The 23,859-nt window shown below is 69.8% G+C and carries 23 protein-coding genes; 11 read left to right on the top strand and 12 right to left on the bottom strand.

The window, feature by feature from the left end; genetic code table 11:
• The first annotated feature begins 48 nt into the window (after window positions 1-48).
• The gene (locus tag B7438_RS07625; RefSeq protein WP_085368953.1) at window positions 49-1,203 is read left to right on the top strand and encodes an acyl-CoA dehydrogenase family protein; all 1,155 of its coding nucleotides are present in this window, start codon (window positions 49-51) and stop codon (window positions 1,201-1,203) included.
• Window positions 1,203-2,642 (top strand): aldehyde dehydrogenase family protein, encoded by a 1,440-nt coding sequence (locus tag B7438_RS07630; RefSeq protein WP_085368954.1) that lies wholly within the window; start codon window positions 1,203-1,205, stop codon window positions 2,640-2,642. The genes B7438_RS07625 and B7438_RS07630 overlap by 1 nt, the downstream gene beginning before the upstream one ends.
• Before the next feature lie 28 nt (window positions 2,643-2,670).
• Here the strand turns inward: B7438_RS07630 and B7438_RS07635 are convergent, their stop codons facing one another.
• From B7438_RS07635 to B7438_RS07670, 8 genes are all read right to left on the bottom strand, one after another.
• On the bottom strand, window positions 2,671-3,444 hold the full coding sequence (locus B7438_RS07635; RefSeq protein WP_085368955.1) for an isocitrate lyase/phosphoenolpyruvate mutase family protein: 774 nt from the start codon (window positions 3,442-3,444) through the stop codon (window positions 2,671-2,673).
• A complete protein-coding gene (locus B7438_RS07640; protein WP_085368956.1) occupies window positions 3,441-4,766 on the bottom strand; it encodes an alpha/beta hydrolase in 1,326 nt (441 codons plus the stop codon). Before B7438_RS07640 ends, B7438_RS07635 begins: the two co-directional genes overlap by 4 nt.
• Before the next feature lie 76 nt (window positions 4,767-4,842).
• On the bottom strand, window positions 4,843-7,113 hold the full coding sequence (locus B7438_RS07645; protein ID WP_085368957.1) for a glycoside hydrolase family 3 N-terminal domain-containing protein: 2,271 nt from the start codon (window positions 7,111-7,113) through the stop codon (window positions 4,843-4,845).
• Window positions 7,110-8,198, bottom strand: a complete 1,089-nt coding sequence (locus B7438_RS07650) for an ABC transporter permease (RefSeq protein ID WP_085368958.1) — start codon at window positions 8,196-8,198, stop codon at window positions 7,110-7,112. Before B7438_RS07650 ends, B7438_RS07645 begins: the two co-directional genes overlap by 4 nt.
• A gap of 2 nt (window positions 8,199-8,200) precedes the next feature.
• Entirely contained in the window at window positions 8,201-9,286 is a 1,086-nt protein-coding gene (locus B7438_RS07655) for an ABC transporter permease (protein WP_085368959.1), read from the bottom strand.
• Window positions 9,283-10,095: an ABC transporter ATP-binding protein gene (locus tag B7438_RS07660; RefSeq protein ID WP_085368960.1), complete on the bottom strand. Its 813-nt coding sequence runs from the start codon at window positions 10,093-10,095 to the stop codon at window positions 9,283-9,285. The genes B7438_RS07655 and B7438_RS07660 overlap by 4 nt, the downstream gene beginning before the upstream one ends.
• Complete coding sequence (locus B7438_RS07665) at window positions 10,092-10,916, bottom strand: ABC transporter ATP-binding protein (RefSeq protein WP_085368961.1); 825 nt, start codon at window positions 10,914-10,916, stop codon at window positions 10,092-10,094. The genes B7438_RS07660 and B7438_RS07665 overlap by 4 nt, the downstream gene beginning before the upstream one ends.
• An 85-nt stretch (window positions 10,917-11,001) precedes the next feature.
• Window positions 11,002-12,681: an ABC transporter substrate-binding protein gene (locus tag B7438_RS07670; protein WP_085368962.1), complete on the bottom strand. Its 1,680-nt coding sequence runs from the start codon at window positions 12,679-12,681 to the stop codon at window positions 11,002-11,004.
• A gap of 151 nt (window positions 12,682-12,832) precedes the next feature.
• Between B7438_RS07670 and B7438_RS07675 the strand changes: the two genes are divergently transcribed.
• A complete protein-coding gene (locus tag B7438_RS07675) occupies window positions 12,833-13,480 on the top strand; it encodes a TetR/AcrR family transcriptional regulator (RefSeq protein WP_085368963.1) in 648 nt (215 codons plus the stop codon).
• Between the two features lie 19 nt (window positions 13,481-13,499).
• Here B7438_RS07675 and B7438_RS07680 read toward each other — a convergent pair whose 3' ends face one another.
• Complete coding sequence (locus B7438_RS07680) at window positions 13,500-14,252, bottom strand: DeoR/GlpR family DNA-binding transcription regulator (RefSeq protein ID WP_085368964.1); 753 nt, start codon at window positions 14,250-14,252, stop codon at window positions 13,500-13,502.
• A 206-nt stretch (window positions 14,253-14,458) separates the two neighbouring features.
• On the opposite strand from B7438_RS07680, the gene B7438_RS07685 reads away from it, so the two are divergent.
• From B7438_RS07685 to B7438_RS07710, 6 genes are read left to right on the top strand one after another with little or no spacing between them, the layout of a single operon-like run.
• Window positions 14,459-15,610: an extracellular solute-binding protein gene (locus tag B7438_RS07685; RefSeq protein ID WP_085368965.1), complete on the top strand. Its 1,152-nt coding sequence runs from the start codon at window positions 14,459-14,461 to the stop codon at window positions 15,608-15,610.
• Complete coding sequence (locus B7438_RS07690; protein WP_085368966.1) at window positions 15,610-16,557, top strand: ABC transporter permease; 948 nt, start codon at window positions 15,610-15,612, stop codon at window positions 16,555-16,557. Before B7438_RS07685 ends, B7438_RS07690 begins: the two co-directional genes overlap by 1 nt.
• Window positions 16,557-17,378: an ABC transporter permease gene (locus tag B7438_RS07695; RefSeq protein ID WP_085368967.1), complete on the top strand. Its 822-nt coding sequence runs from the start codon at window positions 16,557-16,559 to the stop codon at window positions 17,376-17,378. Before B7438_RS07690 ends, B7438_RS07695 begins: the two co-directional genes overlap by 1 nt.
• Before the next feature lie 29 nt (window positions 17,379-17,407).
• Window positions 17,408-18,460: an ABC transporter ATP-binding protein gene (locus B7438_RS07700; protein WP_256921915.1), complete on the top strand. Its 1,053-nt coding sequence runs from the start codon at window positions 17,408-17,410 to the stop codon at window positions 18,458-18,460.
• Window positions 18,457-19,164: a glycerophosphodiester phosphodiesterase gene (locus B7438_RS07705; protein ID WP_085368969.1), complete on the top strand. Its 708-nt coding sequence runs from the start codon at window positions 18,457-18,459 to the stop codon at window positions 19,162-19,164. The genes B7438_RS07700 and B7438_RS07705 overlap by 4 nt, the downstream gene beginning before the upstream one ends.
• The gene (locus B7438_RS07710; RefSeq protein WP_085368970.1) at window positions 19,161-19,955 is read left to right on the top strand and encodes an inositol monophosphatase; all 795 of its coding nucleotides are present in this window, start codon (window positions 19,161-19,163) and stop codon (window positions 19,953-19,955) included. Before B7438_RS07705 ends, B7438_RS07710 begins: the two co-directional genes overlap by 4 nt.
• Here B7438_RS07710 and B7438_RS07715 read toward each other — a convergent pair.
• Both B7438_RS07715 and B7438_RS07720 read right to left on the bottom strand, forming a co-directional pair.
• Complete coding sequence (locus B7438_RS07715) at window positions 19,906-20,379, bottom strand: hypothetical protein (RefSeq protein WP_085368971.1); 474 nt, start codon at window positions 20,377-20,379, stop codon at window positions 19,906-19,908. The genes B7438_RS07710 and B7438_RS07715 overlap by 50 nt on opposite strands.
• A gap of 43 nt (window positions 20,380-20,422) precedes the next feature.
• Window positions 20,423-21,745, bottom strand: a complete 1,323-nt coding sequence (locus B7438_RS07720; RefSeq protein ID WP_179150756.1) for a replication-associated recombination protein A — start codon at window positions 21,743-21,745, stop codon at window positions 20,423-20,425.
• 56 nt (window positions 21,746-21,801) lie between these two features.
• Between B7438_RS07720 and B7438_RS07725 the strand changes: the two genes are divergently transcribed.
• Complete coding sequence (locus B7438_RS07725; protein ID WP_085368973.1) at window positions 21,802-22,398, top strand: dihydrofolate reductase family protein; 597 nt, start codon at window positions 21,802-21,804, stop codon at window positions 22,396-22,398.
• Between the two features lie 38 nt (window positions 22,399-22,436).
• Here B7438_RS07725 and B7438_RS07730 read toward each other — a convergent pair whose 3' ends face one another.
• Window positions 22,437-22,901 carry a MarR family winged helix-turn-helix transcriptional regulator gene (locus B7438_RS07730; protein ID WP_085368974.1) on the bottom strand — a complete coding sequence of 155 codons (465 nt, stop codon included), beginning with the start codon at window positions 22,899-22,901 and terminating at the stop codon, window positions 22,437-22,439.
• Between the two features lie 56 nt (window positions 22,902-22,957).
• On the opposite strand from B7438_RS07730, the gene B7438_RS07735 reads away from it, so the two are divergent.
• Window positions 22,958-23,851, top strand: a complete 894-nt coding sequence (locus tag B7438_RS07735; RefSeq protein WP_085368975.1) for an alpha/beta hydrolase — start codon at window positions 22,958-22,960, stop codon at window positions 23,849-23,851.
• The last annotated feature ends 8 nt before the right edge of the window (window positions 23,852-23,859 follow it).

Genomic DNA, 23,859 nt, shown 5'->3' on the forward strand with positions numbered 1-23,859 from the left:
CCACTCCACACCCGACGACGACCCCCGCACCCACCGACAGGAACCCCGATGACAGCCCTCTCCGACACCTTCGACCTCGCACCCCTCCTCACCGCCGAGGAGCTGGGCTGGCAGGAGCGCGCGCGCACGTTCGCCCGCGAGCGCCTGCTCCCGGTGGTCGACGAGGACTTCGAGAACCGGCACTTCCGCCGCGAACTCATCGCCGAGTTCGGCGCCGCCGGGTTCCTCGGCATGCACCTCCCCGACGATGGCTGCGCCGGGGCCGGAGCCGTCAGCTACGGCCTGGTCTGCCACGAGCTGGAGGCCGTCGACAGCGGGTGGCGCACGTTCGTGTCCGTGCAGGGTTCGCTCGCCATGACCGCCATCTCGCGGTTCGGCTCGTCCGATCAGAAGGCCCTCCTTCCCGCGATGGCCCGCGGCGAGCTGATCGGCTGCTTCGCGCTCACAGAGCCGCAGGGCGGAAGCGACCCCGCCGCGATGACCACCACAGCCACCAGGGACGGCGACGACTGGCTGATCAGCGGGCGCAAACGCTGGATCGGCCTGGCGGGCGTCGCGGACGTCGCCGTGGTGTGGGCGCGCACCGACGACGGCATCCGGGGCTTCGTCGTCGACACCGCCTCCCCCGGCTTCACCGCCACGATCATCGACGACAAGCTCTCCATGCGCACCTCCGTGCAGTACGAGATCGACCTCGACGCGTGCCGTGTCCCCGCCTCGGCGCAGCTGCCGGATGCGGTCGGACTGTCCGCACCGTTCACGTGCCTCAACGAGGCGCGGTTCGGCATCGTCTGGGGCGCGATGGGCGCCGCCCGCAGCTGCATCGAGGTCGCTGTCGAGCGCGCGACGTCTCGCGAGGTGTTCGGCTCACCGATCGGCTCGAAGCAGCTCATCCAGCAGCGCCTCGCCGACATGCTGGTCGAGTACGAGAAGGGCATGCTGCTCGCCCTGCACCTGGGTCGCCTGGAGGAGCGGGGAGCCATCACACCCGTGCAGATCAGCGTCGGCAAACTGAACAACGTGCGCGAGGCGCTGACCATCGCGCACAGCGCCCGGACGATCCTGGGCGGTGACGGTGTCACGAGCGCGTTCCCGGTGATGCGGCACATGGCCAACCTGGAGTCGGTGAGGACCTACGAGGGCACGGACGACATCCACACGCTCGTCATCGGCCGCTCGCTCACCGGGCTCTCGGCGTTCTGATGCCAGGACCGACCCCCGTGGAGGAGGCGGTCGCCGCCGCGGCCGCGTCCGGCTTCACCGCCACCACCCGCTCGGAGCGCGCCGCCGCCCTCGTCGCCTTGGCCGCCGCGCTGGAGCGAGCGAGCGCCGAACTCGTCGCCATCGCCGCGGCCGAGACGCACCTGACGCCCGGCCGCCTCTCCGGCGAGGTCACGCGCACCGCGAACCAGCTGCGCTTCTTCGCCGAGGTGATCGAGGAGGGCGGCTATCTCGAAGCGGCGGTCGACCGCGCCGACCGGTCCACGGTTCCTCCGCGCCCCGACCTGCGGCGCATGCTGCGCCCGCTCGGCGTCGTGGCCGTGTTCACCGCCTCCAACTTCCCGTTCGCGTTCTCGGTGCTCGGCAACGACACCGCGTCCACCATCGCGGCGGGGTGTCCCGTGGTGGTCAAAGCGCATCCGGGGCACCCGGTGCTCTCCCGCCGCACCGCGGAGCTGGCAAGGGAGGCGCTGGCCGCCGCGGGCATCCACCCCGATGCCATCACCCTCGTGGAGGGCATGGAGGCCGGAGTCGAACTCGTCCGTCACCCGCTCGTCACCGCGGTGGCGTTCACGGGTTCCGAGCGCGGGGGCAGAGCCCTCTTCGAGGTGGCGGCGTCGCGTCAGCAGCCCATCCCGTTCTACGGCGAACTGGGCAGCATCAACCCGGTCGTCATCACCGCCGCCGCGGCGAGCGCCGACGCCGCCTCCCTCGCCGCCGGGCTGGTGGAGGTGGTGACCAGGGACGCCGGGCAGTTCTGCACCAAGCCTGGCCTGGTGTTCGTCCCGGCCGGGCACGGCTTCGCCGCAGCGGTGGCGAGCGAACTCGCGTCGGCTCCCGCGCATCCGCTGCTCACCGACGGCATGACGAGCGCGTTGGAGCAGCGGGTGTCCGCGCTCTCCCGGCGCGACGACCTCGCGGTCTCCCGCGGGCCAGGAGACGCGGACGCGCGCCCCGCCGTGGTGACGGCGGACATCGCGGCGTTCCTCGCCGACCCGGATGCGCTGCTCGCCGAGTGCTTCGGCCCCCTGACCGTCGTGGTCGAGTACACCGCCGGCGACGACCTGCTCCCCGCGCTCGGCCACCTGCCCGCCTCGCTGACGGCGACCATCCGCTCGGCGCCGGACGAGGACGTGACCTGGCTCGCCGCGATCCTGTCGCCCCGGTGCGGAAGGCTGGTCTTCGACGGCTGGCCAACCGGTGTCGCGACGGGATGGGCCCAGCACCACGGCGGAGCGTGGCCGGCCACGACGGGCTCGCTGCACAGCTCGGTCGGCGCCAGTTCGCTCCGCCGCTTCCTCACCCCGGTCGCCTACCAGAACGCCCCGGAGAGCGTGCTGCCGGCCGAACTCCACGACGCGAACCCACTGCACCTCCCGCGCCGGGAGAACGGCCGGCTGGTGCCGGCTACACGCGGGTAGTCCACCGGGCCAAGAAGGAAGCTCCCGCTCACGCTCTCCGCAGCGCCGCGAAGTCCAGCAGCCGCTGCTGCGACTCTGCGTACGACGTCGCCGACGGCACCGCGCGCCCGTCCCGGACGGCCGCAGCGACCTCCACGGCCGCGTCGATCGCCACGCGGTACGGCAGCGACCCAGTGCTCACCCTGCGCACGCCGAGCTCCCCCAGCCTCGCCAGCGACAGACCCGGCGTGACGAGCACGTTGAGCGGGAGCGGGATGGCGGCGGCCAGCTGTTCGATGGTCGCCGGGTCGGAGGCGCCCGGCACGAAGATCCCGTTGGCACCCGCGTCGGCGTACGTCTTCGCCCGCTCGACGACGGCCGCGACCGTGTCGTCTTCGTGGAACCAGTACGAGTCGATCCTGGCGTTGACGAACACGTGGGGGGCCGCGCGCCGGATCGCCGCGATCTTCGCCGCGGGGATGCCGGGGTCGACGAGTCGCCCGTCCGCCGAGTCCTCGAGGTTCACCCCGGCGACGCCGAGCCCTGCCACGAAGTCGGCCACCTCGGCGGGGTCGTCGCTGTAGCCGTCCTCGATGTCCGCGGAGATGTGCACGGGCAGGATGGTGAGCATCCCGACCAGCGCGACGGTCGCATCCCTGCTCGCGCCCCCGGCGTCCGGCCGGCCGGTGGATGCGTTGACCCCGAAGCTCGTCGTGCCCACCGCGGGGAAGCCCGCAGCGACGAAGGCGAGCGCCGAGCCGACGTCCCACGCGTTCGGCAGCAGCAGCGGAATGTCCTGGTCGTGCAGTGCGGTGAACGTCATGGTGGTCCTTCCCACCCTGCGAGAGTACCGCCGGGCGCAGGGATCGGCGCACGAGCGACCGCGGTCACCAGGCCGACCTCGCGGAGGGACTGCGTCCCCACGTCGAGGTAGCCGTGCTCGGCCAGGTGCGCCAGGAAGGCCTTCTGCCTGTCCTGCGGGGCGGGGATCGCCGTCCACACGGCGGACCGGATGTCGTCGTTGTACGCGGAGTGCAGGATCGGCGCATGGCCGGTGACGGCAGCCAGCCCGGCCGCCCGGTCGCCGTCGACGGGGAGCACGTGGGCGCCGAACCCCGGCGAGCGAGGGTCGGAGCGGCTCGCCCTGCCGAGCCCGGCCTCCGCGTCTGCTGCCGCCTCTCCGGCGAACACCGCTCCCGCGTGCAGGGCGGCTGCGGTGGGGATGCGCTCCTCGACCCCGGCGGATCCGAGCATCACGAAGGTGCTCACTCCGAGCGGTGTGTCTGCCAGGGCGTCCGCTGCCATCGTCGTGCCGTAGGAGTGCGCCACCACGTTCAGGGTGGGCGCATCGTGGGAACGGGAGGCGGCCAGACCCTGGATCGCCTCGGTGAGCTCCGGAGCCCCTCGCGTCGCGTACTCGCCCAGTGCTGCGTCGATGCCGACCGGCGGCACGACGTACCCCATCCAGGCGATGACCGCGTGATCGGCCGGAGCAGCAGCATCCCGTTGCGAACCCCACAGGTTCTGCGCGGCCAGCGCCCACAGCTGCATGTCGGTGGCGTACGTGCCCATGCCGGGAACGGCCCAGGTGACCATCGACGCCGTCTCCGGGTTCCCCACCGCGATGGCCGCGGTCGGGCGCACGCCGGGAACGAATTCGATCAGATGCCGCGACGGGTGGGTCTTCGCGTGCAGCGCGGCGGAGATCGCCGTGTACGCCGCCAGGCTCAGCAGCCCCGCCTGCCCGGACGGGTGCGTCCGGACGGCAGCCCTGGCCGCGGCCAGCTGCTCGGTCAGCGCGCGCCGGTTGGCCCGGTCGCGGACCGTGTACGAGACGCCGTCCAGGTTTCCGACCAGGCTGGGCAGGTCGCGCTCCAGCCGGCTGCGCGCTGCCGCCGGCAATGCGGGCCAGTCCCGCGCCGCCTGGCGGGGCAGCGAGTTCAGCAGCTCGAGGATCTGGTCGGGATGCTCGGAGATGACGGCGTCCACCGCGCTGCCCTCGAGCGAGGCCAGCTGGTGCAGGACCAGCGAACTCGACTGCTGGCCGCCCGCCGGGGCGACGACCACTGCGGCGACGGCGAGCACCGACGCGCCGCACGCGACCAGGATGCGCCGCACACCGTGAGCCCGAGTCGCACCCCTCATCTCCCCGAGGGTACGCCCAGCTGGGCCACCGGACGCGGGCGGAGCCGGACGCCGCCGTCGTCCGGTGGCCGCGTGATCAGCGCACCTCGAACCCCGCGGCCAGCAGGTCGGAGTTCCGCGACGACGGGCCGACGAGCACCTCGAACGCGCCGGGCTCGACGCGGCGCAGCCCCGCAGCATCCACGATCGTGCACTCGGCGACGGGCAGCCGGATGCCCACCCGCGCGGACTCGCCCGGCGCGAGGTCGACGTGCCGGTATGCCTTCAGCTCCTTGTCCGCCCAGCTCACGCTCGTGACGAGGTCGCGCACGTACAGCTGCACGGTCTCGCGGACGGGGCGTTGCCCGGTGTTGCTCACCGTCACCTCCGCGACGATGTCGTCCTGGAGGCCGACCTCCGTGCGCGCGACCGTGAGGTCCGCGTACTCGACCGTCGTGTACGAGCGGCCTTCGCCGAACACCCAGGCCGGCGCCTGCGTGAGGTCGGCGTAGCGGTCGCCGTGCTGGCCGCGGAGCTGGTTGTAGTACGTGGGCTGCTGGCCGACGTGCCTGGCGAAGGAGATCGGGAGGCGCCCCGACGGCTCCACCTGTCCTGCGATGATCTCGGCGATGGCCTGGCCGCCCAGCATCCCCGGGTTGGCCGCCCACAGCACGGCCGCGGCCTGCGCGACCGACGGAGGAAGCACGAGCGGCTTGGAGGCGAGGAGCACCACGACCACCGGCTTCCCCGTCGCGATCATGGCGTCGAGCAGCGCGTTCTGGCCGCCGATCAGCTCGAGGGTCGCCGTCGAGCGGCCCTCGCCGACGAGTTCGATGCGGTCGCCGACGACCGCGACGACCACGTCGGATGCCTCGGCGGCGGCGACCGCTTCGTCGAGCATCCGCTGGTCCGGCTGCGACGGCACGACCAGCGGCGGCCTGGGCTGCCCGTCCGGGAACGTCGCGCCGAGCGGGTCGGGCGCGAGGGTCAGGATGTCCGCCCCGCGAGCATGCTCGACGGTCCAGCCGTCGATCGCGCTCAGCCCGTCGAGCACGGTGGTGATCATCTCGCGCGGCTGGCCGTCGAGCCACCCAGCCTGGCCGGAGCCTCCCGCCCAGTCGCCGAGCTGCGTCTGGGCATCGTCGGCGAGCGGTCCGACGAGCGCGACGCGGAGCGGAGACGACGCAGACGACGCCAGCGGAAGGGTGCCGTCGTTCTCCAGCAGCACGATGGAGCGGCGAGCGATCTCGAGGTTGAGGTCGGCGTGTTCTGCGCTGCCGACCACCGCGTCGAGCTCGGCCTGCGGCAGGCGCGGGTTCTCGAAGAGTCCGAGATCGAACTTGATGGTCAGGATGCGCGCGACGGCGTCGTCGAAGTCGTCCTCCGCGAGCAGCCCCGCCGCCACGGCTTCGAGGGCGCCCTCGTAGAACAGCGGCGTCGTCATGATCATGTCGTTGCCGGCCTTCACCGCGGCGGCCGCCGCGTGCGCGTAGTCGGGCTGCACCTTCTGCTCCCAGACCATGCGACCGACGTTGTCCCAGTCGGTGATGAGCGTTCCGGTGTACCCCCACTCGCCGCGGAGCACCTCGCTGAGCAGCCAGTCGTTCACCGTGATCGGCACGCCGTCTGTGCTCTGGTAGCCGAGCATGAAGGTGCGGCAGCCCTCGCGGGCCACGCGCTCGAACGGAGGAAGGAACCAGCTGCGCAGCTTGCGCCGCGAGATGTCCGCCTCGCTCGCGTCGCGGCCGCCCTGCGTCTCGGAGTATCCGGCGAAGTGCTTCGCCGTCGCGAGGATCGCCGTCGGGTCGTCGAGGCCGTCGCCCTGGTAGCCGCGGACCATCGCGCTCGCCAGCTCGCCGATCAGGTACGGGTCCTCGCCGAACGTCTCGCTGATCCGCCCCCAGCGCAGGTCGCGGGCGATGCACAGCACGGGAGAGAAGGTCCAGTGCACTCCGGTCGCCGCCACCTCTTCGGCAGTGGCCCTGGCCACGCGCTCGATCAGGTCGGCGTCCCACGACGCGGCCATGCCGAGCTGGGTCGGGTAGATCGTCGCGCCCGGCCAGAACGAGTGGCCGTGGATGCAGTCCTCCCCGACCAGGAGCGGGATCTGCAGCCGCGTCTCCGCCGTCAGCCTGTTCGCCTCCAGGATGCGTTCCGGCGACGTGTGCAGGATGGAGCCGGCGCGGCGGCGCAGGATGTGGTCCTGCAGATCGTCCCGCGCATCCAGTTGCAGCATCTGCCCGATCTTCTCCTCCACCGTCATCCGGCTGAGCAGGTCGTCGACCCGCTCCGCCGTCGTGAACGATGGATCCCGGTACGGGACGAAACCGGAGGGCCGTGCCTCTGTTGCCGTCAGGGTCGATGTCATTCGGCAGTGCCTTCCGAGGTGGTTCCTGGCGAGGTGGTTCCCCGCGAGGTGCGGACCTCCGTGACGGTGGCGTTGATGTTCAGACCTTTCCGCTTCATGGCGCGAGCGCGCTCACCGGCCGAGCGCAGCCGGGGGTTGACGTACTCGTCGATGCCGAAGTTGACGAGAGAGAGGGCCACCCCGAGGATGGCGATGCACAGACCGGCGGGGACGTACCACCACCAGTAGTCGGGGAAGGCGTTGTTCTGCTGCGCCCAGAACAGGATGGTGCCCCAGTTGAGGTTCGACACCGGGATGACGCCGATGAACGCGAGCGTCGTCAGGCCGAGGACCGCCGCGGTCATCGTGCCGACGAAGCTGGACGCGATGAGCGCCAGCAGGTTCGGCAGCATCTCCACCAGGATGATGCGGTGCAGCGGTTCGCCGTTCGCCCGCGCCGCCTGGATGAAGTCGCGGTTCCTCAGCGACATGGTCTGCGCACGCAGCACGCGCGCTCCCCACGCCCATCCGGTGAGACCGAGCACTGCGGCGATGACGACGAGCGGCGGATCCTGGAACTGCGACGCGATGATGATCATCAGCGGCAGCCCGGGGATGACGAGGAACACGTTCGACAGCGCCGACAGCGCCTCACTCTTCCAGCCGCGCAGGTATCCGGCGGTCACGCCGACCGCGATCGCGACGATCGTGGCCATGATCGTGGCCAGGAACCCGACGACGAGCACGCCGCGGGTGCCGTAGACGAGCTGGCTGAACACATCCTGGCCGATGTGGGTCGTGCCGAGGAGGTGCTGGAACGACGGCGGCTGAAGTGTCGCGCTCAGGTTCTGCGCCTGGGGGTCGTACGGGGCGATCAACGGGGCGAAGATCGCGACCAGCACGAACACACCGAGGATGATGAGCCCGGTGGCGGACTTCGGGTTGCTGAACATCGCCAGCGACAGCTTCAGCTGCGACCAGAAGGTCTTCTTCTCCGGACTCTCGCTGCCCTGCTGGGGACGACCTGCCAGGACGGCCGCCGTCTCCGGGGCTCCGACGCCGACCGGCTGCGCGAGCGTGGATGTTCTCTCTGCGGGGGTGGTCATGATCAGGCCTCCGTCTGACGTGTGCGCGGGTCGAGGATGGCGTATGCGATGTCCGCGATGATGTTCGCGACCAGCACCGCCAGCACCAGGACGAGGAAGATGCCCTGCATCAGCGCGTAGTCCTTGGCGTTCGTCGCGTTGAGCAGCAACAGCCCGATGCCGGGATACGAGAACACCATCTCCATCACGAGCGTGCCGCCCACGATGAAGCCGAGCGCGAGGGCGAAGCTCTGGATCTGCGGCAGCACGGCGTTCCGGGCGGCGTAGCGCCAGAGCACGCGGCGGTTCGGCATCCCCTTGGCCTGCGCGACCGTGATGTAGTCCTCGTCGAGCACGGTGAGCATCATGTTGCGCATCCCGAGCACCCAGCCGCCGAGCGAGACGACCACGATGGTCGCCACCGGCAGCACGGCGTGCGAGACCACCTCCGAGATGAACTCGGCGTTCCAGCCGGGTTCGACACCGACCTCGTACGCGTGCCCGGCGGGGAACCAGCCGAGCGTCGTCGAGAAGATCGCGATGAAGATCAGGCCGAGCCAGAAGTACGGGATGGTGCCGAGGAACGTCGTGACAGGCACGAACGCATCCAGGCCGCTGCCGCGCTTCCACCCGATGACCGCGCCGAGGCTGGTGCCGATCACGAACGAGATGATCGTGGCGACGCCCACCAGTCCGAGGGTCCACGGCAGGGCGGACGCGATCGCATCCCCCACCGGCGCCATGCCCGTGGAGATCGAGACGCCCAGGTTGCCGTGCAGCAGCATGTTCCAGTAGTCGAGGTACTGCTGCCAGAGCGGCACGGAGGTGTCCAGGCCGAACATCGCACGCAGCGCTTTCTCCGCCTCCGGGGTCAGCTGCCCCTGGCTGCGCGCCATGAACGACGACACCGCGTCGCCCTTCATCATGCGCGGAAGGAAGAAGTTGACGGTGATGGCTGCCCACAGCGTGAACAGGTAGAACGCCACCCGGCCGCCGATGAACCGCCACGGGATGCGCGGACCGCTGCGCTCCGTGCGGGCGGCGGTCGTGCCGACGAGGGTCGGGTCGACCGGGGTCTTGTCGACGGGGGTCTGGGTCTCTGCGCTCATCGCGCACCTCCCGAGTTCTGGGCGGACAGTTCCCGGAAGAACTTCTCCGGGTCCGGCGAAGCGGCGCGCAGTTCGCGCGTGTACGGGTCGCTCGGACGGAGGATGACGTCGTCCGCCGTCCCGCGTTCGACGACCCTGCCCTGGTTGAGCACCATGATCTCGTCGCTGAAGTGGCGAGCAGTGGCCAGGTCGTGGGTGATGTAGAGGACGCCGAGCCCTTCCTCCCTCTGCAGGTCGGAGAGGAGGTTGAGCACGCCGAGGCGGATCGACACGTCGAGCATCGAGACCGGCTCGTCCGCCACCAGGAGGGCGGGGCGCGATGCCAGAGCCCTGGCGATGGCGACGCGCTGCCGCTGACCGCCCGAGAGCTCGTGCGGGCGGCGGTCGATCACGGCGTCAGCATCCAGGCGCACGCGGAGCAGCAACCTCCGCACCTCCGCATCCACCTCGGAGCGCGGGACGACGTTGTCGAGTCGCAGCGGGCGCTCGATGTGGTGGCGGATCGAGTGGGACGGGTTCAGCGAGGCGAACGGGTCCTGGAACACCATCCGCAGCTGCTGGCGGTAGCTCCGCAGCCGCCGTCCGCTCCGCGGGATCGGGACGCCGTCGAGCAGTACATCGCCGCTCGTCGGGGTCTCCAGCTGGGTCAGGATCTTGGCGATCGTGGACTTGCCGCTCCCCGACTGGCCGACCAGGCCGATGGTCTGGTGCGACGACAGCGTGAAGCTCACGTCGTCGAGCGCTCTGAGCTGTCCGGAACCGCGGACGTTGTAGACCTTGGTGACGTTCCTGAATTCGAGGGTCGTCATCGCGCGACCACTCCTCTCTCGCCGGTCAGGCGCGGGAACGACGCCAGGAGGTTCTTCGTGTACTCGTGCTGCGGGTCGTTCCAGATCCGCTCCGCGGTCGCGAGCTCGACGATCTCGCCCTCGCGCATGATCGCGATCCTGTCGCTGATCTCCAGCAGGAGGGGGAGGTCGTGGGTGATGAAGACGACGGAGAAACCGAACTCGTGCCTGAGCTGGGAGATCTGCCGCAGGATCTCGCGCTGGACGAGCACATCCAGAGCGGTCGTCGGCTCGTCCATCACCATCAGCTGCGGCCGGAGGGCGAGCGCCATCGCGATCATCACGCGCTGGCGCATGCCGCCGGACAGCTCGTGCGGGTACGAGCGCATCCGCTGACCGCCCACCTTGACGATCTCCAGCAGTTCGACGACGGCCTTCTTGCGTTCGGCGCGGCTCAGTTCCGGCCGGTGCACGATGAACACGTCTTCGAGCTGGGCGCCGATGGTCGCCACCGGGTTGAGGGCGTTCATCGCTCCCTGGAAGACCATCGAGATCTTGTCCCAGCGGAACCGGCGCATCTCCTCGACCTCGAGGGCGTTGATGTCGATGTCGTCGCCGCTCTTGTCGTGGAACACGACGCTTCCGTCGGTGATGACCGCCGGCGGACGGAGGAGTCGCTGCACGCCGTATGCGAGCGTGGTCTTCCCGCACCCGCTCTCCCCGGCGAGGCCGACGATCTCGCCCCGTTTGATGTCGATGGTGACGTTCTTGACCGCCCGCACAGGGGGATCGACGTCGTACACGACCGAAAAGTCGCGCACGGAAAGAAGGCTGTCTGTCATGTGCTTGTCGCTTTCTTGCTGGCCGCGAAGCATCCGGGGCGGACTCGGGAGGTGAGTCCGTCGTCCGCCCCGGATGCGCTGGGGACTACTTGGCAGCCGGCTTCAGCTTCATGACCACCTGCACAGCCCAGGGCTGCGTGGGGTCTGCCGTCGCGTACTGGTCGGACTCGCTCGGCCACCCGGTGAACTTGCGGGTGTTGTACTCGCCGAGCTGCGGGTGCGTTCCGATGGCGATGGCCGGCACGTCCTCGACGAAGATCTTCTGGATCTTGTTGAGGGCTGCGGTGCGCGATGCGTCGTCCGAGGCCTGCGCGTATTCCTTGAGCAGCGCGGTCGCCTCCGGGTTGTTGTAACGGCCGAAGTTGTCAGCGACCTTGCCGCCCGCTGCCTGCTCCAGGTATGCGCCGTTCATCACGTCGTCGTAGATGTGCCACGGGTTCGATCCCGATCCCGTCCAGTGCAGCACGGCGTCGAAGTTGCCCGTCGCCACGTTGGTGGTCCAGGTGTCCGCGTCCGGGGTGGCCACCTTGGCGTCAGCACCGAGCGTGTTCTTCACCTGCGTCGCCACCAGCTGGATGCCCGTGACGTAGTCGTTCCAGCCCTGCGGGTCCTGCAGGGTGAAGGAGACCGGGTTTCCGGACGGGTCGATCAGCGCGCCGCTCTTCCAGGTGTAACCGGCGTCGGTGAGGACCTTCTTGGCGCCGTCGACGTCGATCTTGAAGTTCTGGTCCTTGTACTCGGGGGCGATGTACTGGTCACCCGTCGGCTGCGGGATGCCGGTCACGCTCTTCAGCTCGGGACCCGCGTTGCTGCGCGCCTTCTCGGCGTGCGCGGTGCGGTCGACGACCATGTTGACCGCCTTGCGGAACGCCACGTTGTCGAACGGAGCCTTCGTCGTGTTGACCACGATCATGTCCGGGCTCAGGATGTTCGCACCCCAGAACACGTTGTGCTTCTTGTCCTTGTCGACGTAGTTCTTCTGGTAGTCGGTGATGAAGATCTGCGCCCAGTCGGTCTCGCCGTTCTGCAGTGCGCGGAGGAGGCCGGTGTTGTCGTTGTACTCGAGGTACTTCAGCTCGGCGACGGGGACCTTGCCGCCCCAGTAGTCGGTGCGGGCCTTCAGCACGACGCCCTGCGACGAGAAGGTCTTGATCGTGTACGGGCCGGTGCCGACGGCGTCCTTGACCGCATCCTTGGTCGGGTCTGCGATGCCCTTCCAGATGTGCTCGGGAACGATGGCGGTTTGCAGCACGTCGCCCTGCTTGACGAACTTCGACTCGGTGAAGCTGAGCACGACGTTGCCGCCGTCCTTCTTGACGTCTGCGAGCTTCAGGCCGGCCAGGTCGAGGGCCGGCGTGCTCTTGATGAGGTTGAAGGTGTAGACGATGTCGTCCGCGGTGAACGGCTTGCCGTCGCTCCACTTCACGTCCGCGCGGGGCGTGACGGTCAGCTGCGTGTAGTCCGCGTTCCACTCGACCTTCGAGGCGAGCCACGGGGTGGTCTCGTTCTTGCCGACCGGGTTGACCATCGCCAGGGGCTCGAAGATCATCCGGTTGTATCCGAGGGACTGGCCGGAGCCTGTGCTGATGAACGGGTTGTTGATCTGCGTGGCGAGCACTGCGGAGCCGTCCGGCTTCGCGATCGTGAGGGAGCCGCCGCTCCCGCCGTTCGCGGTGGACGAGCCGCTGGATGAGCAGCCGGTGAGCGCGATCGCGCTGAACGCGGCGATCGCGGTTGCCGTGATCAAGTACTTCTTAAGCCTCATTGCTTCTCCTTCGTGGCGGACACATCCGTTGTGTCCTGTGGTGCGTGGAATGTCGCTGACGATAACTTGCTTACTGGACAGAAAGCAAGTTGGGGCAAGGTTACTGAGTGGTAAGCTCGCTCGCAACCAGCACGAGAAGGAAGCGATAGGAATGGCAACAAGCGGCGGCAGTGCCAGTCCACGCCCGGAAACGGAACGCAAGCGCAAGGAGATCCTGCGCGCGGCGATCGAGACCTTCGGAACCAAGGGTTCGACGAACGGCACCCTCGCCGACATCGCCGAGCAGGTCGGCATCACCCACGCGGGCGTCCTGCACCACTTCGGCTCCAAGCAGAACCTGCTGCTCGAGGTGCTCGAGTTCCGCGACAAGGACGACGTCGCCCAGCTGCCGGACCGCCACGTCCCCCGGGGTCCCGCCCTGTTCGCGCACCTCGTCGCGACCGCGCAGCGCAACGCTCTCCGGCCCGGCATCGTGCAGGTGTACACCGTGCTCTCCGCCGAGTCCGTCACCGACGACCACCCCGCGAAGGCGTTCTTCCAGGACCGCTACCGCGTGCTCAGAGAGGAAGTCGACGCTGCCTTCCGCGCCCTCTGCGCCCAGGAGAACCTCACGGAGCCGGAGACGATCGACAAGGCGGCCGCATCCATCCTGGCCGTCATGGACGGCCTCCAGCTGCAGTGGCTGCTCGACCCCACCGCCGTCGACCTCGCCGGGGCGAGCGAGTTCGCCATCCAGGGGATCGTCAACAGCGCGCTCAACCCCGGACCGAAGCTCGGCACCTACCTGCGCGAGGGCTGAGCCCGTTCGCGGGCGCCGCCTACTCGGCCAGCACGATCCGCGTGCCGTGCTCGGCGGCCGCCTCCAGCGTCGCCGTGCCTGACCCCGGCGTCGTGACGACCGACTCGAAGTCCCGGATGGACGCGATGCGGTAGACACCCTCCCCGGGGAACTTGAGCGACGTGGCGACCAGGATGCTGCGGTCGGCCGCGCGGCGCATCCTGTCTTTGATGCCCGCCTCCTGATTCAGGTCGGTGACGACCGAGCCGTCCGGGCGGATGCCCCCGCTGCTGATGACGGCGACGTCGGCGTGGATCAACGCCAGCATCTGCTCGGTGAGCGGGCCGGAGACGGTACCGGGCTTCGAGCCGACCGCGCCGCCGAGCAGGATGAGCGTGCACGTCGGATCGTCACCGAGCGCGCGCAGGATCCACAGGTTGTTCGTGACGATGGTGACGGGACGGTCCTTCAGCTGCCGCGCGATGGCGAGCGTGGTGTGGCCGATGTCGAGGAGCACCACCTGGCCGTCGCCGATCAGGTCGGCCGTCGCAGCGGCGACGACCAGTTTCTCTCCGGCGTCCGGGTCGAGATCCGGATACTCGTCGTCCGGCGTCTCCGCCGGCTTCGCTCCCCCGTGCACCCTGCGCAGGCTGCCGGCGATCTCGAGTCGTTCGAGGTCGCGGCGGATCGTGGTTCCGCTGACCGCGAGGAGCTGCGACAGTTCGTCCACCGTCGCGCTCCCTGCTCTGCGGACGCGGTCGACGATGGCAGCTTCGCGCTGGTGGGTGAGCATGTTCTCTTCTCTCGTGGCGGGCGAACCTCAGTCTCGCCGTGCTCATTTTCGCTCATATGAACGCCGAATGAACAGTATCTGGCGCTCATTTGAAAGGTGCTGCGCAACTATCGCCAAGAACGTGCACCCCCGATTAGCGTGACGAGTGTTCGCCCCGACGACCAGGACGAACGCCCCTCCACCCCCTTCCCTCTCAGGAGTGCTCCGTGAAAACCCCTCGCCTGATCGCCTCCGTGGCAGCCGTCGCTGCCATCGGGCTCGCCCTCGCCGGCTGCGCGCAGAGCAGCTCGGCCGCGTCGTCCACCGACGGCGCAGACAAGAAGCTCACCGTCTTCCTCAGCGCAGACACCAACATCCAGGATCTCTGGCAGAAGACGCTCATCCCCGCGTTCGTGAAGGCCAATCCGGGATACAGCGTGTCCGTCGACTTCGACCTGCACGGGCTGCACGACCAGCAGACCGTCGCCAAGCTCACCGCGGCGACCATCCAGAAGAAGGACCCCGGCTACGACCTCGTCGACGCCGGTTTCGTCTCGCAGGTCGCCGCATCCGGGCTGCTCGAGAAGGTCTCCGGCACCGACGTCCCCGGCCTGAAGGACGTTCCGAAGGACCTCGTCACGGCCGGCGGCAACGGCGGCATCCCCTACCGCGGCTCCAGTGTCGTGCTCGCGTACGACACCAAGACCGTCGCCACCCCGCCGAAGACGCTCGACGACCTGCTCGCCTGGATCAAGGCCAACCCCGGCAAGTTCACGTACAACTCCCCGGACACGGGAGGCAGCGGCCAGTCGTTCGTCACGACCGTGCTCGACCAGAACGTCTCCGCCGCCGACCGCACCAAGCTGGTCACCGGCTCGGCGCCCGAGGTCGAGGGCGACTGGGACAAGGGATTCGCGACGCTCGCGAGCCTCAACCCGTACGTGTACCAGAAGGGCGTGTACCCGAACGGGAACAACCAGGTGCTCGATCTCCTCTCCAGCGGCCAGATCTCGATCGCCCCGGTGTGGAGCGACCAGTTCGTCACCGGCCACAAGAACGGCCAGATCCCCGCGAACATCGCGTACACCCAGATCTCCGACCCGTCGCTGACCGGCGGCGCCAGCTACCTCGGCATCCCCTCCGCCACCCCGCGCAAGGCGGGAGCAGAGAAGCTGGTGTCCTGGCTGCTCACCCCGGATGCTCAGGCGCTCGTCGCAGACAGCATCTCCGGATACCCGGTGATCGCGCTCGACAAGCTGCCGTCCTCGGTTCAGGACCAGTTCAAGAACGCCGACATCGCCAACCTCCGCCCGGCATACTTCGCCACCACCGCCGCCGACATGAACAAGGCGTGGGCGCAGAAGGTCCCCGGCAAGTAATGGCCACCGTCACCGCCGCCCCGGCGGCGACCACCGCGGTCCGCAGCGCCAGCACGGCGCGGCGGTCCGCGGTGACCGGCTTCCTGCTCGCGCTGCCTCCCGTGGTGGTGATCGCCCTGTTCGTCGGGGTGCCCGTGGTGCTCGCCCTCGCGTTCAGCGTCGGCTTCACGGGCGGCCTGAACTCCGTGATCGCGGCGGTCGGCCAGAACGTGCACCACGCGGACGGCGTCCTGCCGACCTTCGCCGCATACGGCGATGTATTCGCCACCGAGGCGTTCTGGCAGGACCTCGGACTGACGCTCGGGGTGACCGTCGCGAGCACCGCGATCGTCGTCGTCCTCGCCGGCGGCATCGGCCTGTACCTGCGGCTGCGCGGCGGCTGGCTCGCCCGGTTCCTGTCCGCCATCGCCATCGTGCCGCTGTTCATCCCCGTGGTCATCGCCTCCTGGGCCATTCTCACCTTCTACTCCGCCGACGGCTTCCTCCGGAGCCTGCTCGCGCAGGTCGGCGTCGACGGCCCGGTGTGGGCGTACACGGCGACCGCCATCGTCATCGGCTCGGCGTGGACGTCCCTTCCGTTCGCCGTGCTGATGATCGTGTCCGGGCTGCAGTCCGTTCCCGACGCTCTGATCGAGGCGGCCAGGGATGCGGGAGCGGGCACCGTGCGCATCGTGCGCACCATCCTGCTGCCGATGAGTGCCGTCCCGATCGTGATCGCCGTCACCTTCACCGCCATCGGCGTGATCGGCTCGTACACGGTCCCGTACTTCACCGGCCCGAACGCTCCGACCATGCTCGGCGTCGCCCTGGCCAGCTACTTCACCTCGTACAACCAGCCGCAGCAGTCGCTCGTGATGGCCTTCGTGGTCTTCCTCGCCGCGGCGGGCATCGGCGCGTTGTACGTCTGGGCGAACTTCCGCAGCGCCCGCCGCGAGGGGAGGATCTGATGCCGCGCGCCGTCTCCGCCGTGCTCCGCGCATCCGGTGCCACGCTGTTCGCGATCGTGCTGCTGGTGTTCGTGCTCGGTCCGCTGCTCTGGCTGGGCGCCCACGCGTTCGCGGACACCTGGACGTACCCGCACCTGCTTCCAGACTCGTGGACGCTGCGCTGGTGGTCGACGGTGTTCAGCGATCCGGCGCTCGGCTCGTCCATCCAGAACTCGCTGCTCATCACGCCGGTGGTCGTGCTCGTCTCCGCCGTGGTCTGCCTGCCCGCCGCATACGCCTTCGCGCGGTTCGAGTTCCCCGGTCGCCGGCTCTTCCTGATCGGCCTGTTCGCCACGAACGCGTTCCCGCGGATGGGGCTGTTCGCGACCCTCGCCTCCCTCTACTACGCGCTCGGCCTGATGAACACGATCGCCGGCGTCGTGGTGGTGCAGCTGCTCGGGACGATCGTGTTCATGACGTGGATCCCGGCCGCCGCGTTCTCCGCCGTCCCCCGCTCGCTGGAGGAGGCTGCGCGCGACGCGGGAGCATCCCGGGCGCGCGTGTTCTTCACCGTCACGCTGCGTCTCGCGCTCCCCGGCATCCTGGTCGGCGCCGTGATGGCGTTCCTCGCGGCGTTCGACGAGGCGCAGGGCACGTATCTGGTCGGCGCACCGGACATCCTCACCATGCCGACCGAGATGTACAGCCTCGTCCTCAACTTCCCCAAGCAGGTCGCCGCGGTCTTCTCGATCCTCCTCGCCATCCCCTCCGTCGTGCTGCTGCTCACCGTGCGCAAGCACGTGATGGGCGGGCAGCTCGCCGAAGGCTTCCAACTCAAATGACCGTCAGGCCCACGAACAAGGAGCACTCCGTGACCTCCCCCTCCGCCGCGACCGTCGGCTCCGGTGCAGACGGCCTGCGTCTGTCCGGGCTCAGCAAGACGCTGGGCGGCCGCACCATCATCGACGACCTCGACCTCACCGTGCAGAGCGGCGAACTGGTCTCCCTGCTCGGTCCGTCCGGCTGCGGCAAGACCACCACGCTGCGGATGATCGCCGGGTTCCTCGCTCCGGACGCCGGCAGCATCACGATGGCAGGCCGCGACGTCACGCGGCTCGGGCCGGACAAGCGGCCGAGCGCGATGGTGTTTCAGAACTACGCGCTCTGGCCGCACCTGACCGTGGCGAAGAACGTGGCGTACCCGCTGAAGCTGCGCACGCTGTCGCGCGCGCAGATCGCGGAACGGGTGGATGCGATCCTGACCCTGGTCAACCTGCTGCACCACCGGGACTCGCGCCCTCCGCGCATCTCCGGCGGCGAGCAGCAGCGCGTCGCCCTCGCGCGCGCTCTCGTGCAGGAGCCGGACGTGCTGCTGCTCGACGAGCCGCTCAGCAACCTGGACGCGAAGCTGCGCGTGAAGGTGCGCGAGGACATCCGGGACCTGCAGCAGCGGCTCGGGATCACCACGGTCATCGTCACGCACGACCAGGAGGAGGCGCTCTCCATCTCGGACAGGGTCGCGGTGATGAACGCGGGCAGGATCGAGCAGTTCTCGACGCCGACGGAACTCTACGCCCGCCCGGCGACCGAGTTCGTCGCGACCTTCATCGGCTCGCTCAACCGCTTCGACGGCTCGTTCGACGGCTCGCGCGTCGTGGAGGGCCCCGGCGTCGTCGGCATCCGGCCGGAGGACGTGGTGTTCACGCAGGCGCCCGTGCCCGGCGGGGTGCGCGCCGTGGTCGAGCGGGTGGTGCCGCACGGTCACTTCCACGAGCTGCGGCTGCGCCGCGACGACATCACGCTGAACGCGTACGTCACCGGCCAGCCGCCGCAGCTGGGGAGTGTCGGCTTCGCCACCGTCGAGTCCGCCCTCCTGTACAGGGACGGCCGTCTGGTCGAGCGCGCAGAGGCGGTGGTCGCATGACCCCGCGCGCCTGCGCCCACCGCGGCGACTCGTCGGTCTTCCGCGAGAACACCATCCGGGCCGTGCGGTCGGCTCTCGACAAACGTGCAGAGGTGGTCGAGATCGACGTGCGGCTCACCGCCGACGGCGACGTGGTCGTGCTGCACGATCCGACGCTCGAACGGCTCTGGAACGATCACCGCGCGATCGACGACGTGCCGACCGCCGACCTCGCGTCCTTCGGAGCGGCCGACGACCGGCCTCCCCTGCTCGCCGAGCTGCTGCCGCTCTTCGCCGACGCGGAGAGCAGGCTGGTGATCGACATGGAGGAGGCGCGTTTCGCCGCCCCCGCGCACGCCGTCGTCGCGGCATCCGGGATCACCGTCGACTGGTGCGGCGACCTCGACGGGATGCGCACCATCCGCTCCCTCGACCGGGATGCGCGCATCTGGTACCCCTGGGCCGCGCCCGTCGCACCGACCGCCGACGACATCGCGAGCCTCGCTCCCGTGACGATCAACATCCCCTTCGCCATCGCCGGCGACGCCTTCGTCCGAGCGGTCCACGACCTCGGCCTCACCGTCACCGCGTGGACTATCGACGACCCGGCCGACCTCGCGGCGGCCGTCGCCCTCGGCGTCGACACCGTCACCACCAACCGGCTCGACCGGCTCCAGGCGATGCGGTCGCAGCCCGTCTCCTCCCGTGCGGAGGTGGCGCGATGACCCCGGCCGAACTCGTCGACGCCCGCGACCGCGCCCGCGAGCTCGGGGCCTGGGCCGCCGAGCAGATCCGCACGAGCAGGATCACCGAGGTCTCCACCAAGGCGAACCCGGCCGACCTCGTCACCGAGCTCGACCAGTCGATCGAGCGGCACGTGCGCGAGCGGATCTCCGCCTGGTACCCGGATCACGCGTTCGTCGGCGAGGAGTACGGCGGCGAGTCTGCGCCCGGCCGCCCGACCTGGTACCTCGACCCGGTCGACGGCACCACCAACCTCGCCAACGGCGTGCCGTGGACGGCGTTCTCCCTCGCGCTCGCCCTGGACGACGTGCCCCTCGTCGGCGTGGTCGCCGACCCGTGGCAGAACGCGCTGTTCGACGCCATCGCCGGTGACGGCGCTCGTCGCGACGGCGAAGCGATCGCCATCGCCCCCGGCGGTTCCCTCTCGGGAGGCGTGGTCGGCAGCGAGCTGGCCGGGCATCAGGCCTGGACGGGAATGCGCGAGCTCGCGCAGGCGCTCACCGATCGGTTCTGCACCCTCCGAGTGATGGGTTCGGGCACGCTCACCCTGCTCGGGCCGGCGGCGGCGCGCGGGGTCGGCGCGGTCATCCACCGGTTCAGCCCGATCGACCACCTGGCCGCCTGCCTCATCGCGGCGGAGGCCGGGGCGGTCGTGCTCGGCGAGGACGGGCAACCAGCCGTGTTCCCCGCGACCGGCGGCGTGCTGGTCGCCGCACCGGAGGTCAGCGAGGAACTGTACGACCTGTGGCGGGCTGCACTCGCCGGGCGATGATCAACGACGCCGGGATGTGCCCGGCCGCGAGGACCAGCGCCGCCGCGGCGATCCAGAGGTTGCCGAGCCAGGCCGCCGTGCTCAGGAACACCACGACGGGCAGCACGGCCATCGGGACCGGGATCACCCACCAGCGCCGGTAGAGCGTCTCCCCCGCTCGCCCCGTTGCGAGGTACCGCGCCCACAGGGCGTAGTAGCCCGACAGCGCGGCGAGCGCGGGAACCGCCCACCAGCCGACCAGCTCGCCGGGCTCGGTGATCGGCGGGACGACCAGGCAGAGCGCCTGCCCCGCGCGTTCCAGCCACCCGAGCAGCCGGGGCACGCGCGCCTCCGGCATCGGGGAGAGCGGCGGGAACCACACCAGCAGCAGGTTGGGAGCGAGCACGGCGAGCGCCATGATCAGACCCAGCAGAGAGAAGCCCACGCATGAAGGCTAGCGGTGCGCGATCTCGCTCTCCCGCATCCGGTCAGTCGTCGGCGGCGGCCTTCCCGCCCCCTGCACCCTGATCGCGGAGCTTCGCCCACTGCCGGAGGCGTTCCGCGACGTTGCGTTCGTACCCGTTCTCGGTCGGTTCGTAGAACGTCTCGCGGGCCATGTCGTCCGGGAAGTAGTTCGCGCCGGAGAAGCCGGTCTCGGTGTCCGGGTCGTACTGATATCCCTTGCCGTAGCCGAGGTCTTTCATCATCCGGGTGGGGGCGTTCAGGATGTGCGCGGGCGGCATCAGCGATCCCGTGCGCTTCGCCGCGGCGTTCGCCCTGCTGAACCCGCGGTACACGCCGATCGACTTCGGCGCCGTCGCCAGGTAGAGCACGGCCTGGGCGATCGCGAGTTCGCCTTCCGGCGAGCCGAGGCGTTCGTAGACGTCCCACGCGGCGAGCGCCTGCTGCACCGCGTTCGGGTCGGCCATCCCGATGTCTTCCGTGGCGAACCGGGTGATCCGGCGGGCGATGAACAGCGGGTCCTCTCCGCCGGCGAGCATCCGGGCCAGCCAGTACAGAGCGGCGTCCGGATCGGAGCCGCGCATCGACTTGTGGAGGGCGGAGATGAGGTTGTAGTGCCCCTCCTGCGACTTGTCGTACAGCGGGGCGCGCTTCTGCACGGCCGCCGCGAGCGCCGCCGAATCCACGGGTGCTGGGAGCGACTGCACCTGCTCGATCATGTTCAGCAGGTAGCGGCCGTCGCCGTCCGCCATCGCGATGAGGGCCTGCCGGGCGTCGTCGTCGAGCGGCAGCGGTGCGCCGAGCAGTTCCTCCGCACGCGTGATGAGGATGCCGAGGGCCGCGTCGTCGAGGCGTTTGAGCACGAACACCTGGCAGCGGGACAGGAGGGCGCCGTTGAGTTCGAAGCTGGGATTCTCGGTGGTCGCTCCGACGAGCACGATCGTGCCGTCTTCGACGTACGGCAGGAAGGAGTCCTGCTGCGCCCGGTTGAACCGGTGGATCTCGTCGACGAACAGCAGCGTGCCCTGCCCGATCTCGCGCCGCCGCTGCGCGGCCTGGAACACCTTGCGGAGGTCGGCGACGCCGGAGAACGTGGCGGAGAGCGGTTCGAACGCCAGGTTCGTCTGCTCGGCGAGGAGGCGCGCGATGGTGGTCTTCCCGCAGCCGGGCGGTCCCCACAGGATCATCGACACGAGTCGCTGCGCAGCGACCATCCGCCCGATCGGCGCATCCTGGGCGAGCAGGTGGTCCTGGCCGACCACGTCTGCCAGGGTGTGCGGGCGCAGCCGATCGGCGAGCGGACGGGATGCGTCGTCCACGTCGAACAGAGAAGGCGGTAGCTCGCTCACGATCGCAGACTACCGTGGGGACCACCGCATCCCCAGCTGAGAGAAGGGAACACGACATGAGACTCACGATCAGCCTGCAGGTCACTCTGGACGGCGTCGCCCAGGCGAACGGCGGCAACAACGAGGAGATGGACCCCGGTTTCACCCGCGGCGGCTGGGCGCTGCCGCTGGGCGACGACGAGGCGGTGCAGTACATCCTCGACACCTGGCGACGCCCGGATGCGTTCCTCCTCGGCCGCAAGACCTACGGCCTGTTCGAGACATACTGGGGCGCACGCAGCGACGACGACGGCTTCGGCGCCGCGATCAGCTCGAAGCCGAAGTACCTGGTCTCCAGCACGGTGTCCGACCCCACCTGGCAGAAGACCACCGTCATCTCCGGCGACGTCGCCGAGCGCGTGCGCGAGCTGAAGGCGCAGCCGGGCGGCGAGCTGCTCGTGGTGGGGAGCGCCGCGCTCGCCCGCTGGCTCCTCGAGAACGAGCTGGTGGACGAGCTGAACCTCATCCAGTTCCCGGTGATCGTCGGCGAGGGCGAGCGCCTGTTCCCGGAACGCGGACTCGACTTCGCCCTCGACCTGCTCGACTCCCGGGTGTTCGGCACCGGGATCGTCGCCCTCACGTACGGAGTGGGAGGGCGGCCGGAGTACGCCTGAGCGACGACGACGACGACGGCTGCGGCCAGCGCCGAACCTCACCCCACCGGGATGCCGGCCTTCGCTGCCTCCAGCGAAGCGCGCAGCTCGGACAGGACCGCCGCGACGGCCTCCCGCCGCTCCCGCGGGATCGGGATGAGGGCATCCAGCTGCGCAAGGAACACCGCCTCCGCCTCGTCGACCAGGCGCTCCCCCTCCTCGGTGAGGCTGACCAGCGACGACCTCCCGTCCGACGGGTTCGGGTGGCGCCGGGCCAGGCCGCGCTGCACCAGGCGGTCCACCCCCTTGCTGATGGCGCCGACCCCCGCGACGAAGTTCTCGGCGATGTCGATCACCCGTGCGCCCGGCTTGGCCGCGAGGTAGCGGAGCATCTCGAACTGGGATGCGGCGATCCCGTGCTCGGCGCGCAGTGCGTCGTCGACCGCGTTGTACAACCGCGTCTCGGAGCGGACGAGGTCGTCGAAGAAGCCGGCCAGGTCGTCGCTCGCGCTTTTGTATGCCACGGCATATAGTCTAATGACTACATGCCTCGGCATACATCTACGCGATCGGAGAGACCATGAGCACGGAACAACGGAGGAACCTCGCCGAGCAGCTGCGGCTCGCCCCGGCGCAGCCACCGGCGACGATCGAGCAGATGCGGGCCGAGTTCGCCGCCCTCATGGGCTCCTTCCCCGTGCCGGGCGGCATCCGCACCACCCCCACCCGCCTCGCAGACCGGGCAGCCGTACTGGTCGAGCCGGAGGCGGACCAGCGCCCGGGCACTCTGCTCTACTTCCACGGCGGCTCCTTCATCCTCGGTTCGCCGACGACCGCCCTGAGCATCACGGCGCAGCTGGTCCTCCGATCCGGGATGCGGGCGCTCTCGTTGGACTACCGCCTGGCGCCCGAGCATCCCTTCCCCTCCGCCATCGACGACGGTGTCGCCGCATATCGGGAACTCCTCTCCCAGGGCACGCCGCCGTCGTCCATCGCCTTCGTGGGCGACTCGGCGGGCGGCGGACTGTCGGTCACCACCTGCCTGGCCGCGCGGGATGCGGGCCTGCCGCTCCCGGCGGCGATCGTCGCATTCTCCCCCGGCCTGGACCACACCCGGTCAGGGAGCAGCATGGTCACCAAGGACGGCGTGGACCCCTTCTTCACCGCCGAGGCGATGCGACGCACGGGCGAGCTCTACCTCGCAGGCCAGGACCCGGCTCAGCCGCTGCTCGCCCCCGCGGTGCACGCCGACCTTCACGGCCTGCCGCCGATGCTGCTGCAGGTGGGGACGAACGAGCTCCTGCTGGACGACTCCGTCCGCCTGGCCGAGCGCGCTCGCGACGCCGGCGTCGACGTCATCCTGGATGTCACCGCCGACGTGCCCCACGTGTTCCAGGCGTACGTCGGCGTGCTGGACGAGGCGGCGGAAGCGCTCGACCGGGCAGCGCTGTTCCTCCGCCAGCGGGTGGAATGATGAAGCGA

The organism is Leifsonia sp. NCR5 (assembly GCF_002105485.1).
In the GTDB taxonomy this organism is placed as follows: Bacteria; Actinomycetota; Actinomycetes; order Actinomycetales; family Microbacteriaceae; genus Leifsonia.